The organism is Paracoccus contaminans (assembly GCF_002105555.1).
Lineage (GTDB): Bacteria > Pseudomonadota > Alphaproteobacteria > Rhodobacterales > Rhodobacteraceae > Paracoccus > Paracoccus contaminans.
In genome coordinates this window covers 43,596-57,140 of the sequence record NZ_CP020612.1, presented here as the reverse complement: position 1 = coordinate 57,140, position 13,545 = coordinate 43,596, and the positions used below count along the sequence as shown (strand labels likewise).

Annotated in this window: 10 protein-coding genes; 9 read left to right on the top strand and 1 reads right to left on the bottom strand. The window is 69.2% G+C overall.

The features are described 5' to 3' along the window. The first annotated feature begins 59 nt into the window (after window positions 1-59). The 8 genes from cobT to B0A89_RS00230 all read left to right on the top strand — a co-directional run bounded on the left by cobT (window position 60) and on the right by B0A89_RS00230 (window position 11,375). A complete protein-coding gene (gene cobT / locus B0A89_RS00265; protein WP_085376434.1) occupies window positions 60-1,922 on the top strand; it encodes a cobaltochelatase subunit CobT in 1,863 nt (620 codons plus the stop codon). Window positions 1,923-1,945: 23 nt separating this feature from the next. After that, complete coding sequence (locus tag B0A89_RS00260) at window positions 1,946-3,751, top strand: aminopeptidase P family protein (protein ID WP_085378644.1); 1,806 nt, start codon at window positions 1,946-1,948, stop codon at window positions 3,749-3,751. A 137-nt stretch (window positions 3,752-3,888) separates the two neighbouring features. Continuing rightward, complete coding sequence (locus B0A89_RS00255; RefSeq protein WP_085376433.1) at window positions 3,889-5,268, top strand: FAD-binding oxidoreductase; 1,380 nt, start codon at window positions 3,889-3,891, stop codon at window positions 5,266-5,268. Between the two features lie 117 nt (window positions 5,269-5,385). Continuing rightward, on the top strand, window positions 5,386-6,213 hold the full coding sequence (locus tag B0A89_RS00250) for a glycoside hydrolase family 25 protein (protein ID WP_085376432.1): 828 nt from the start codon (window positions 5,386-5,388) through the stop codon (window positions 6,211-6,213). A 3-nt stretch (window positions 6,214-6,216) separates the two neighbouring features. Further along, on the top strand, window positions 6,217-6,852 hold the full coding sequence (locus B0A89_RS00245; RefSeq protein WP_085376431.1) for a CPBP family glutamic-type intramembrane protease: 636 nt from the start codon (window positions 6,217-6,219) through the stop codon (window positions 6,850-6,852). Window positions 6,853-6,920: 68 nt separating this feature from the next. Further along, window positions 6,921-8,699: an aspartate--tRNA ligase gene (aspS, locus tag B0A89_RS00240; RefSeq protein ID WP_085376430.1), complete on the top strand. Its 1,779-nt coding sequence runs from the start codon at window positions 6,921-6,923 to the stop codon at window positions 8,697-8,699. Between the two features lie 117 nt (window positions 8,700-8,816). Continuing rightward, on the top strand, window positions 8,817-10,181 hold the full coding sequence (locus tag B0A89_RS00235) for a DUF1800 domain-containing protein (RefSeq protein WP_085376429.1): 1,365 nt from the start codon (window positions 8,817-8,819) through the stop codon (window positions 10,179-10,181). Window positions 10,182-10,196: 15 nt separating this feature from the next. Then, a complete protein-coding gene (locus tag B0A89_RS00230; RefSeq protein ID WP_085376428.1) occupies window positions 10,197-11,375 on the top strand; it encodes a DUF1501 domain-containing protein in 1,179 nt (392 codons plus the stop codon). A 48-nt stretch (window positions 11,376-11,423) separates the two neighbouring features. Here the strand turns inward: B0A89_RS00230 and B0A89_RS00225 are convergent, their stop codons facing one another. After that, window positions 11,424-12,068, bottom strand: a complete 645-nt coding sequence (locus B0A89_RS00225) for a YjbE family putative metal transport protein (protein ID WP_085376427.1) — start codon at window positions 12,066-12,068, stop codon at window positions 11,424-11,426. A 189-nt stretch (window positions 12,069-12,257) separates the two neighbouring features. Here B0A89_RS00225 and B0A89_RS00220 point away from each other — a divergent pair, with 189 nt between their 5' ends. Next, a complete protein-coding gene (locus B0A89_RS00220) occupies window positions 12,258-13,505 on the top strand; it encodes a Zn-dependent hydrolase (protein ID WP_085376426.1) in 1,248 nt (415 codons plus the stop codon). Window positions 13,506-13,545: the final 40 nt, after the last annotated feature.

Genomic DNA, 13,545 nt, shown 5'->3' with positions numbered 1-13,545 from the left:
GCGCCCCGGTCCGCCCGCACCATATGGACACGCGCCCGCGAACGGCCCAAAACAGGGCCATGCAAAAGACCGACAACCCCGCCGACCCGTTCAAGAAGGCCCTGGCCGAGGCGACCCGCGCGCTGGCCGACGATGCCGATCTGAACGTCACCTATTCCGCCGATCCGGCCGGCCTGGCGGGGGACATGATGCGCCTGCCGCAGGTCAGCCGCCGGATGACGCGGGACGAGATCGTGCAGGCCCGCGGCACGGCCGATGCGCTGGCGATGAAGCTGCGCCATCACGATGCGGGCACGCATGCGAAATACGTCCCCGCCGGTCCGGTCGCGCGCGAGCTTTACGAGGCCATGGAAACCGCCCGGTGCGAGGCGCTGGGCGCGCGCGCGATGCCGGGCGCCCTGTCCAACATCAACGCGCGCCTGGGCGCCGAGGCCGAGCGCAAGGGCTATGGCCAGATCGCCGCCGCGGCCGATGCGCCGCTGGCGGTCGCGGCGGGCTATCTCGTGCGGCAGGCCGCCACCGGCCGGCCGCTGCCGCCTGCCGCCCAGCATGTCGCCGATCTGTGGCGCCCCTTCGTGCAGCAGCAGGCCGGCGCGGCGCTGACCGATGTCCAAGCGGCCCTGGCCGATCAGTCCGCCTTTGCCCGGCTGGCGCGCCGGATGATCGCCGATCTGGGCTATGGCGACCAGCTGGGGGACGATCCGGACGAGCCGCAGCAGGACGATGCGGACGAGACCGCGAACGAGGACGAGGAGAGCGGCGACAACCAGGCGCGCGAGCAGGAGGAGGGCGAGGACGCCGAGGCCAGCCCCGAGCAGACGCAGGAGCGCACCCAGGACGAACGGCAGGCCCAGGTCAGCCTGGACGATCAGTCGGATGACGAGATCGCCGAGGATGCCGAGATGCCCGACAGCGAGATGCCGCCCGAACTGCCGCCCCCAGTCAGCGAGGCGTCGGCGGATTATCGCGTCTTCACCCAGGAATACGACGAGGAGATCCGGGCCGAGGATCTGGCCGACCCGGCCGAACTGGAACGGCTGCGCGCCTATCTCGACAAGCAGCTCGAACCCCTCAAGGGCGCGGTCAGCCGCCTGGCCAACCGCCTTCAGCGCCGCTTGCAGGCCCAGCAGAACCGCAGCTGGGAGTTCGACCGCGAGGAAGGCGTGCTGGATGCCGGCCGCCTCGCGCGCGTGGTGGCCAACCCCACCACGCCGCTGTCCTTCAAGTGGGAAAAGGATACCGAGTTCCGCGACACGGTCGTCACGCTGCTGATCGACAATTCCGGGTCCATGCGCGGGCGCCCCATCAGCATCGCGGCGATCTGCGCCGACGTGCTGGCGCGCACGCTGGAACGCTGTTCCGTCAAGGTCGAGATCCTGGGCTTCACCACCCGCGCCTGGAAGGGCGGGCAGAGCCGCGAGGCCTGGCTCAAGGCCAACCGCCCGGCCAATCCCGGCCGCCTCAATGACCTGCGCCACATCATCTACAAGTCGGCCGACGCCCCCTGGCGGCGGGTGCGCCCCAATCTAGGGCTGATGATGAAGGAAGGGCTGCTCAAGGAAAACATCGACGGCGAGGCGCTGGAATGGGCGCATCGGCGCATGACGCGGCGGACCGAGGCGCGGCGCATCCTGATGGTGATTTCCGACGGCGCGCCGGTGGACGATTCGACCCTGTCGGTGAACCCCGCGAACTATCTCGAAAGGCACCTGCGCGACGTGATCGCCATGGTCGAACGGCGCCGGCAGGTCGAATTGATCGCCATCGGCATCGGCCATGACGTGACGCGCTATTACCAGCGCGCCGTGACCATCACCGATGTCGAGCAGCTTGCCGGGGCGATGACCGAACAGCTTGCCGCCCTGTTCGAAAGCGATCCGCGCCGGCGCGCCCGCGCCGCATTGGCCGCGGCGCGGCGCTGATGGCGGGCGGCAAGGCAAGCGCCATGGGCGGATTCCAGACCTTTGATTCCGAGGCCGACCCCGCCTGCGCCGCGCCGCGCTTGGCGGCGCTGCGGGCGCTGATGGCAGCCAAGGGGCTGGACGCGGTGATCGTTCCGCGCGCCGATGCCCATCAGGGCGAATACGTCGCCGATTGCGATGCAAGGCTGCGCTGGCTGACCGGCTTTTCCGGCAGCGCGGGCTTTGCCATCCTGACCGCCGGGCAGGCCGGGGTCTTTGTCGATGGGCGCTACCGCGTGCAGGTGCGGGCCGAGACGGACCCGGCGATCCTTACGCCGGTGAACTGGCCGGAAACGCCGGCCGCCGACTGGCTTCGCGCGGCGCTGCCCGATGGGGGCGTTCTCGGCTTTGATCCCTGGCTGCATACGCAGGATGAAATCGCCGCGCTGGACAAGGCGCTTCAGGGGTCGGGCATCGCGCTGCGGGCGATCGCGAACCCCGTCGATGCGATCTGGACCGATCGCCCGGACCCGCCGCAGGGCGCGGTGCGTGTTCACGACAGCCGCCATGCCGGGGCCGGCGCGGCCGAACGGCGCGCGATGATCGCGGCCGATCTGCGCGCGGCGGGGCACCGGGCTGCGGTGCTGACAATGCCCGATTCGATCTGCTGGCTGCTGAACATCCGCGGCGCTGACCTGCCCCGCAATCCGGTGGTGCAGTCTTTCGCCATCCTGGATGACGCAGGCGGGGTGCAGCTTTTCGCCGACCCGGCCAAGTTCGGCCCCGAGGTTGCCGCGCATCTGGGAAACCATGTGTCGATCCAGCCGCCGGGCCGGTTCGCGGCGGCGCTGGCCGCGCTGGCCGGCCCGGTGCGCGCCGATCCCGCCAGCGTGCCCGTCGCCGTCACGACCGCGCTGGCAGGGGCGGGGGTCGAGGTCGCGCTGCAGGACGATCCCGTATCGCTGCCCAAGGCGCGCAAGACGGCGGCCGAGCTGGCCGGGATGCGCGCCGCCCACCGCCGCGACGCGGTGGCGGTGATCCGCGCGCTGGCCTGGATCGATGCCCAGCCGCCCGGCGCCTTTACGGAAATCGACGTGGTGCGCATGCTGGAACAATACCGGCGCGCGGCAGGGGCCACCGATATCAGCTTTGACACGATCTGCGGGTCCGGCCCCAACGGGGCGATCGTGCATTACCGCGTGACGCAGGCCACCGACCGTACAGTCCGGGCCGGCGATCTGCTGCTGCTTGATTCGGGGGGGCAGTATGCGGACGGCACCACCGACATCACCCGCACGGTTCCCATCGGCCCCGCGCCCTCCGGCGCGCGCGATGCCTATACGCGGGTGCTGCAGGGCATGATCGCGCTGTCGCGGCTGCGCTTTCCCCGCGGCGTTGCGGGGCGCGACATCGATGCGGTGGCGCGTGCGCCGCTTTGGCAGGCCGGGCTGGACTATGACCATGGCACCGGGCACGGGGTGGGGGCGGCGCTGTGCGTCCATGAAGGCCCGGTCCGCATCGCGCGCCGCTCGACCATCCCGCTTGAGCCGGGGATGATCCTGTCGAACGAGCCGGGCTATTACCGCGAGGGCGAATGGGGCATCCGGATCGAGAACCTGATCGCCGTCGAGCCTGCGCCCAGCCCGGACGGGCGCGACATGCTGGGGTTCGAGACGCTGACGCTGGTGCCGATCGACACCCGGCTTGTCGAGCCGGGGATGCTGGGCCGGGCCGAGATCGCCTGGCTTGACGCCTATCACGCCCGCGTTCTGGCCGAGATCGGCCCTCTGGTTCCGGCCGATGCGCAGGGCTGGCTGGCGCAGGCGACGGCGCCCCTGGGCGCGGGCTGACAAGGGGCGCTGCCCCTCGCCGCCTGCCGGCGGCTCACCCCGGGATATTTGACTGCAGAAGAAACCCGGCCGCGCGGGGTTGAGAGCCGCGCCCGCCGGATGCACTGTCCAGCCGCCACAAGCAGAGGAGTCGCCCCGTGCCGATCGCCCCATCCGTCCTGTCCGAACTGCGCAACGTGCTGGGCGACCGGCTGTCCACCGGCGAATCCGACCTGGCCCTGCACGCCGCATCCGAAACGTTCCACCGCGCCCCGCCCCCCGATGCGGTGGGCTTTCCGCTGGACACGGCCGAGGTGTCGCGCGTGCTGGCGATCTGCAATGCGCACCGGGTGCCGGTGATCGGATGGGGGACGGGCACCTCGCTGGAAGGGCATGCGCTGGCCGTCCGGGGCGGTCTGGTGCTGGACATGATGCGGATGGACAAGGTGCTGGATATCCGGCCCGAGGACATGCTGGCCGTCGTCCAGCCGGGCGTCACGCGCGAGACGCTGAACACGGAGCTGCGCGCGACGGGCCTGATGTTTCCCGTCGATCCGGGCGCGAATGCCAGCCTTGGCGGCATGGCATCGACCCGCGCCAGCGGGACCACGGCGGTCCGCTATGGCACCATGCGCCAGAACGTCCTCGCGCTCGAGGCTGTGCTGGCGGACGGCACCGTGATCCGCACCGGCAGCCGCGCGGCCAAGTCCAGCGCCGGCTATGACCTGACCGCGCTGCTGGTCGGGTCCGAGGGCACGCTGGCGATCATCACCGAACTGACGCTGCGCCTGCACCCCCAGCCCGAAGATGTCGCCGCCGCCGTCTGCGCCTTTCCGACGCTCGAGGATGCAGTCACCTGCGTGGCGCAGACGATGCAGATGGGCATCCCGATGGCGCGGATCGAGTTCATGGACGCGATGGCCATGCGCGCGGTCAACATGCACATGGGATCGGCCTATCCCGAACAGCCGCATCTGATGGTCGAGTTCAACGGCTCGCCGCAGTCGGTCAAGGCCGATGCGGAAAGCTTCGGTGCGATCGCGGCCGAAAACCATGGGCAGGGGTTCGCCTGGGCCACCAGCCTGGACGAGCGAAACCGCCTGTGGGCGGCGCGCCATGCGTCCTATTACGCGGCGCTCAAGCTGCGGCCGGGCGCGACGGGGATCAGCACCGACATCTGCGTGCCGATGTCCGAACTGCCTGCGGCGGTCGCGGCCGCGTCCGAGGACATGCACCGGTCGGGCCTGATGGGCGACGTGGTGGGCCATGTGGGCGACGGCAACTTTCATGTGCTGATGCTGCTTGAACCCGGCAACCAGGACGAGATCGCCATCGCCAAGGGCGTGGCCGAGCGGATGGCGCACCGCGCCCTCGCGGTCGGGGGCACGATCAGCGGCGAGCACGGCATCGGCGTGGGCAAGCGGGGCCTGATGGATGCCCAGCACGGCGCGGCTTGGGGAGTGATGGGGTCGATCAAGCGGGCGCTTGATCCCAACAACATCATGAACCCCGGCAAGCTGGTGCCCGACCTGAACTGACGGGCACACGATTTCGTGATACGCGCCGGCTGCGTGCGATAAGGGGCCGGCGTGACTTTCCGCGGTGCCTTGTGGATAGTCCCGGCAACCAGAACACAAGACGGGCCGGGCAGGACGATGAAGATGTGGATCAGGGCGGCAGCCCTCGTGGCGATTGCGGCACTGGCGGGTTGCGGCGGGGGGGCAAGCCGGCGCGTCGTGACCGATGCGAGCATCGGGTCGGGCCAGCCGGTGAGCGGCAGCTATGTCGGCGGCGCGGTGCCGGCGCTGGGCGACAGCGCCCCCCATGTCTGGACCTCGGGCCACCCCTACAACAACCAGGTCCACGGGGTGGACGTGTCGCGCTATCAGGGCAGCGTGGACTGGGCGACGGCGCGGGCAGCCGGGATCAGCTTCGCCTTTCTCAAGGCGACGGAAGGGGGCGATCATTCGGACCCGGCCTTCCCGGCCTACTGGGCGCAGACGCGAGCGGCGGGCATTCCGCGCGGGGCCTATCACTTCTACTATTTCTGCCGCTCGGGGGCCGAGCAGGCGGCCTGGTTCATCGCCAATGTCCCGCGTGAACGGGGCGCGTTGCCGCCGGTCGTCGATCTGGAATGGGTCCATAATTCGCGGACCTGCCGCTATCAGCCCAGCCCGGCTGAAATCCATCAGGAGGTCGGCACCTTCATGGCGATCCTGACGCAGTATTACGGCCAGCGCCCGATCGTCTATACCACCGTCGATTTCTACCGCGACGCCCAGCTTGGCCGCATGAATGCCGAGTTCTGGCTGCGCTCGGTCGCCGACCATCCCCGCGGCACCTATCCCGGCCAGCGGTGGAGCTTCTGGCAATACACCGGAACGGGCACCGCGCCCGGCTTTCGCGGCAATGTCGATCTGAACACCTTTGCCGGCAACCGGGCGCAGTGGAACCGCTGGCTTGCCAGCCGGATGCAGCGCTGAGCGATGGCGCAGGCAGCGCGATGGGCCGAGTTCCTGGCGCTGTTCGTGGGCGTGCCGGTGGTCATGGCGGTGTTCCTGCCGCCGAATGCGCTGTTTCCGGCGCTCTTCGCCTTTACCCTGGCCGGGCTGGCGCTGATCCGCGCGACGGGCGATTTCGACTGGTCGCAGCTGGTCCATGGCTGGGGCAGGGTCAACTGGGGGCGCATGATCCTCTTTGCGCTGCTGGTGGCGGTCATCGGGCTGATGGTCATGCGGGCGACCCGGCCCGGCTTCCTGCCCAATGTGAGCCCGGAGCGGCTGAGCTTTCTGGCCGTTCTGTGGCTGCTTTATCCGCTGCTGTCGGCGCTGCCGCAGGAACTGATCTTCCGGGCGCTGTATTTCCACCGCTATGCCCCCATGATGGGGGGCGAGCGGCGCGCGCGGCTGGTGAATGCGGCGATCTTTTCGCTGGCGCATCTGATGTACTGGTCGGTCGTGGTGGCGGTGCTGACCTTCCTGGGCGGCTGGCTTTTCGCCCGTCTTTATCAGGCCAAGGGTTTCCCTGCCGCCTGGGCGGCGCATGCGCTGGCGGGGAACGTGCTGTTCACGGTCGGGATGGGCGCCTATTTCTGGTCCGGCAATGTCGTGCGGCCGTTCTAGGGGCGCGGCGCGCTTGACAGCGCGGGCGGCGCGGCGTTGATGCGGTCCCGGAACAAAGGGGACGCGCCATGAACGCCTATCGCAGCCATAACTGCGGCCAGCTGACCGCCAACGACGCCGGGCAAGCCGTGCGCCTGTCGGGCTGGGTCCATCGGGTCCGCGACCATGGGGGCGTGCTGTTCATCGACTTGCGCGATCATTACGGCATCACCCAGGTGATCGCCGACAGCGACAGCCCTGCCTTTGGCCTGCTGGAAAGGCTGCGGGCGGAGACCGTCATCCGCATCGATGGCAAGGTGAAGCTGCGCGATGCGAGCCTCATCAACCCCAAGCTGCCCACCGGCGAGATCGAGGTCTATGCCACCGGCGCCGAGGTGCTGGGCCCGGCGGACGAGCTGCCGCTGCCGGTGTTCGGCGATCAGGACTACCCCGAGGAGACGCGCCTCGCCTATCGCTTCCTCGACCTGCGCCGCGAGTCGCTGCATGGCAACATCATGCTGCGCAGCCGGGTCATCAAATGGCTGCGCGACGCGATGTGGAACGCCGGCTTCACCGAATTCCAGACGCCGATCATCACCGCCTCCTCGCCCGAGGGCGCGCGCGACTTCCTGGTGCCATCGCGCCTGCATCCGGGCAAGTTCTATGCGCTGCCGCAGGCGCCCCAGCAGTTCAAGCAGCTGATCATGGTCGCGGGCTTTGACCGCTATTTCCAGATCGCGCCCTGCTTCCGCGATGAAGACCCGCGCGCCGATCGCAGCCCGACCGACTTTTACCAGCTTGATATCGAGATGTCCTTCGTCGAGCAGAAGGATGTCTTCGCCGCTGTCCAGCCGGTCATCCAGGGCCTGTTCGAAGAATTCGGGGGCGGGCGCCGCGTCGATGCCGATTGGCCGCTGATCCCCTATGTCGAGAGCTTGCGCAAATACGGCACCGACAAGCCCGACCTGCGCAACCCGATCGAGATGGTGGACGTGTCGGACCATTTCCGCGGCAGCGGCTTTGGCATCTTTGCCAAGCTGCTGGAGCAGGAGGGGACCGAGGTCCGCGCCATCCCCGCGCCGGGCGGCGGGTCGAGGAAGTTCGCCGACCGGATGAACGCCTTTGCCCAGGCGCAGGGGCTGCCGGGCATGGGGTATATCTTCTGGCGCAAGGCCGAGGACGGCAGCACCGAGGCCGCAGGCCCTGTTGCCAAGGCCCTCGGCCCCGAGCCGACCGAGGCGATCCGCGCCGCGCTGAACCTTACCGAGGGCGACGCCGTCTTTTTCCTCGGCGGCAAGCCGTCCGACTTCGAGGCAGTCGCCGGCCGCGCGCGGACCGAGATCGGCCGCGAGCTTGGCCTGATCGACGAGAACCAGTTCAAGTTCGCCTGGATCGTCGATTTCCCGATGTATGAGAAAACCGACGACGGCAGGATCGACTTCAGCCACAATCCGTTCTCGATGCCGCAGGGCGGGATGGAGGCGCTGAACGGCGATCCGCTGAAGGTCCATGCCTATCAGTATGACCTGGCCTGCAACGGCTATGAGCTGATCTCGGGCGGGATTCGCAACCACACGCCCGAGATCATGTTCAAGGCGTTCGAGCTGGCCGGCTATCCCGCGGCCGAGGTGGAAAAGCGGTTCGGCGGCATGGTCAAGGCGTTCCGCTATGGCGCGCCCCCCCATGGCGGCTGCGCGGCGGGCATCGACCGGATCGTGATGCTGCTGGCGGATGAAAGCAACATTCGCGAGGTGATCATGTTCCCGATGAACCAGCGCGCCGAGGATCTGATGATGGGCGCGCCCAGCGAGCCGACGAACGAACAGCTGCGCGATCTGCGCCTGCGGCCGCTGCCCAAGGACGCCTGATCGGTCCTGCGCGCAAGGCGCGGTCAGGACTGCGTGAGGTGAGGTGCGCCCGCGCCTCGCCTGTGCCATAAGGGCGCCGGGCGCGTTTCTGCGCCCGGCAGCCGTGACGGGGTTGAGGTGACTCCAGCTTATCCCGAACTTGCCGCGATCAGGCTTGGCTATGGATTGTCGCCGCGCCATGGCGCGCCCGACCATGCCGCGCTTGTTCTCGAATCGGTGCAGGCGTCCACCGTGCCCGAGGGCTGGACAGCGGAACAGGCCAGCCGCGCGCAGAGCGAGCTTGACGCCGCGCGCAAGGGCGTCAAGGAACAGACCGTGTCGATGGAGGAATACCGGGCCCTGAACCAGCGCCTGAACGGGCAGCGGCTTGAGGTGCTGCGCGGGCGCATCGCGCGGGCCTTGGACGCGCCGGCGGGTTTCGGCGAACGGCTGGTGCAGTTCTGGGCCGACCATTTCACCACTGTTGCCCAGAACCCGCCGCAGCAGATCATGGCCGGCGCCTTCGTGGACGAAGCGATCCGCCCGCATCTGAACGGCCGCTTTGCCGACATGCTGGTCGCCAGTTCCACCCACCCGATGATGCTGGTCTATCTCAACCAGAACAGCAGCTATGGGCCGAATTCGCCCTTTGTCAGGCGCCGGCCGGGGCGGAACCTCGGCCTGAACGAAAATCTTGGTCGCGAGATCATGGAGCTGCACACCTTAGGGGTGGGCGCATCCTATTCGCAGGCCGATGTGCGTGAACTGGCCGAACTGCTGACCGGCCTCACCTACAGCCCGCGCGATCCGGTGCGCTTTCGCCCGCAGATCGCCGAGCCGGGCGCGGACCGGGTGCTGGGCCGGACATATGGCGGGCGGGGCACCGACGGCATGGCCGAGATCGCCCGCGCGCTGGGCGATCTTGCCGCCGCTCCGGCCACCGCCGATCACATTGCCCGCAAGCTGGCGGTGCATTTCGCCGCCGACGATCCACCGGCGGCGCTGGTGGCCGATCTGGCCGCCACCTGGCGCGCCAGCGGCGGCGATCTGGCCCAGGTGAACGCCGTGCTGGCGGGCCATCCGGCCCTTGCGCAAACCTTTCGCGCCAAGGTGCGCCAGCCGCTGGACTATCTGGTTGCGGCGCTGCGGGCGCTTGGGGTCAGCGGCGATCAGGTGCGCGCCTTCGACACGCCGGCGACCAACCAGATCCTGTCCGGCCCGCTGCAGTTGATGGGCCAACCCTTCAACCGTGCCCGCGGCCCTGACGGCTGGCCCGAGCCGGCAGAGGCCTGGATCACCCCGCAGATGCTGTCGGCGCGAATCGCCTGGGCGCTGCGCATCCCGTCCAAGCTGGTCGATCCGCTGCCCGATCCGCGCGCCCTTTTGTCGGCCGCGCTGGGGAACACGGCCTCGCCGCCCTTGGCCGCCGCCGTCCCGCGGGCCGAGAACGCGCGCGAGGGCGTGGCCATCGTCCTTGCCTCGACCGATTTCATCCGCCGCTAGAAAAGGGGCGCGACCATGATATCCAGACGCCTGCTGCTGAAATCCGGGGCGCTCGCCGCATGCTCGGCCGCGGCGCATCCCTGGCTGAACACGATGACATTCGCCGCCGCGCCCGGTGACAACCGGCTGGTCGTCATCGTGCTGCGCGGGGCGATGGACGGGCTGGATGTCGTCCAGCCCTATGGCGATGCAAACCTGCGCGCGCTGCGGGCCGAACTGTCCGCCGGCCCCGACAAGGGCGCGCCGGATCTGGACGGGTTCTATTCCCTGCACCCGGAACTGGCCGAACTGATGCCGCTGTGGCAGGCGGGGCAACTGGCCTTTGCCCATGCCGTCGCCACGCCCTATCGTGACAAGCGCAGCCATTTCGACGGGCAGGATCTGCTTGAGGCCGGGACGGGCAACGATCTGCCCATCGACCAGCAGAAGGGCGGCTGGCTCAATCGGCTGCTTCAGGATCTGCCGGGCGCGACGGGCGAGACGGCTTATACAGTCGGCACCGAGGAAATGCTGATCCTGTCAGGCAAGGCCCATGCGCTGAGCTGGGCCCCCGACGCGCGGCTGGCCCTTTCGGCGCAGGCCAAGCTGCTGCTGTCGGATGTCTATCACGATGACGCGCTGTTCCGCGCCGCGGCGGCCGATGCCGAGGCGATCGGCGGCTCGCTGTCGCCGCTGGACATCGACGGCAAGGGCCCGAACGGGGATGCGGCCAAGCTGGCCGCCTTTACGGCAAACCGTCTGAACGGGGCAACGCGCATCGCGGCGTTCTCGCTCGCCGGATGGGACAGCCATGCGCGCCAGCCGCAGGTGATCGGGCGTCAGCTGCGCCAGCTTTCGACCGCGATCCTGACGCTGCGCGACCAGCTGGGCGCGAACTGGGACAGGACGACCGTTCTGGCCATGACCGAGTTCGGCCGCACTGCGCGCGAGAACGGCTCGGGCGGGACGGACCATGGCACCGGCGGGGCCATGCTGATGGCGGGCGGGGCGGTGCGCGGGGGCCGCGTCTATGGCGACTGGCCGGGCCTGGGCGATGGGCAGCTTTACCAGCAGCGCGATCTTTTGCCGACGCGCGATGTCCGCGCCTATGCCGGCTGGGCGATGCGGGGCCTGTTCGGCACCGACAGGGCGCGCATCGAAGGGATGATCTTCCCCGGTCTCGATCTCGGTCCCGATCCGGGCATCCTGCTTTGATCCTCGGGGCATGGGCGGCAGCCCTTGCCCCAAGGTGATGGCCTAGCGTCAGACCGCGATATGGGCCGATATGTCGTGCCAGCCCTCATAGATCATCTTGAGCGCCACGAAGAGGATGATGACGAGGCCGATCCAGGCGATCCAGCGGTAGCGGCCGATGATCCGGGCGATAAAGCTGGAGGCCAGCCCCATCAGCGCGATCGACAGCACCAGCCCGATGATCAGCACCTCGAAATGATGCCGCGCGGCGCCCGCCACGGCCAGCACGTTGTCGAGCGACATCGACACATCGGCGATGACGATCTGTGTGGCCGCCTGCCGGAAGGTCTTGCGGGGCGCGCCGGCGATCTGCCCGTCGCTGTTCAGGTCAGCATCCTGAAGCGCCTCATGCGCGTCCATTTCCTGATGCGGGCTGCTGAGTTCGCGCCACATCTTGTAGCACACCCACAGCAGCAGCAGCCCACCCGCCAGCAGCAGCCCCGTGATCCCCAGAAGTTCGGTGGTGATCAGGGCAAAGCCGATCCGCATGACTGTCGCGGCGATGATCCCGACCAGGATCGCGCGGTTGCGCAGATCCCTGGGCAATCCCGCAGCCGCCATGCCGATGACGATGGCGTTGTCCCCTGCCAGCACAAGATCGATGGCGATGACTTGCAACAGCGCCGTCAACCCCCCCCCGGTAAAGATCTCCATGCCTGTTCCTTTCCTGTGCGCGGGATGCCGGGGGTGCAGACGCCGCGTCTGCCGCCGGGCCGCGGCTTAGATAGGCGCCGCGGGGACCGAGGGCAACCTTGGGCGGCACGGCACTTGCGGCGAGGGGCGGCGCTGGCCATTGTCGGGCCGCGCCGGACACCGACACCAACGACACAAGGGACAGTCCTGATGACCGCTTCGCCCGATCACAACCATCTTGTCAGCGCCGAGGCGATCGGCGTCGACATCGCCGCGCTGGCCGCTTTGACCGAGCCGGACCGGCCGTGGACAAGGCGCAGCTTTACCCCGATGTTCGACCGGGGCAGGGACTGGCTGCGCGCGGCCTTTGCGGGTGCCGGGCTGACGACGGGCATTGATGCGGCAGGCAACCTGATCGGCCGGCGTGCCGGGTCGGGGGCGGGCTGCGGCACGATCCTGCTGGGCAGTCATACCGATACCGTCCCGGACGGGGGGCGCTTTGACGGGGTCGCGGGCGTTGCCGCCGCGCTTGAGGTGGTGCGTGCGCTCGACCGGGCGGGGGTGGTGCTGCGGCATGATCTTGCCGTGGTCGATTTCCTTGCCGAAGAGGTGTCGGGTTTCGGCGTGTCCTGCATCGGCTCGCGCGCGATGGCCGGGATCATGCCGGCCGACTGGCTGGAACGCCGCTGGCAGGACCGCAGCCTGGCCGAGGCGATCGCCGCCGTCGGCGGCATGCCCGAGGCGCTGGGGCGCCCGCTTTCCGCGCCGCTCGCCGGGCCGCTGCGGGCGTTTCTGGAACTGCATATCGAACAGGGCACCATCCTCGAAAGCGAAGGAACGGCGATCGGGCTGGTGCGTGCCATCGCCGGCATCACCCGGATCGAGATCATCGTCGAGGGGCGCCCCGATCATGCCGGAACCACGCCGATGGACGGGCGCAATGATGCACTGGTATCTGCCGCGCCACTGGTTGAAGCGGTCCGGCACGAGGCCGCCCGCCCGCGCGAGGGGCGCCACTTCACCGGCACGGTCGGTGAATTCGAGGTTTTTCCCAACGCCGCCAACGTCATCCCCGGCCGGGTGCGCCTGCTGATCGACGCCCGCGCCGAGCGGCGTTCCGACATGGAGGCGTTCATCGCCTGGGCTAAAGCGTTGGCCGCAGGCGTGCCCGGCGCATCGGCGCGGGTCATTTCGGACAATCCCCCGGTGCCGATGGATGCCGACCTGCTGGCGGTGCTGGCCGAGGCCGCCGACGCCGCCGGGGTCAGCCACCGCCCCCTGACCTCGGGCGCGGGCCATGATGCGGCCCATGTCGCGCGGCTTGGCCCGGCGGCGATGGTTTTCGTGCCCTCGCGCGGCGGGCGCAGCCATTGCCCCGAGGAGTGGACCGAGATCGACCAGATCGCCGACGGGGCCGAGGCGATCGCTCGCGCCGTCATCGAACTGGACCGGCGCTGACCGCCCGTCGGCGCCCGATGGCCGCCGCGCCTTGCGCGGC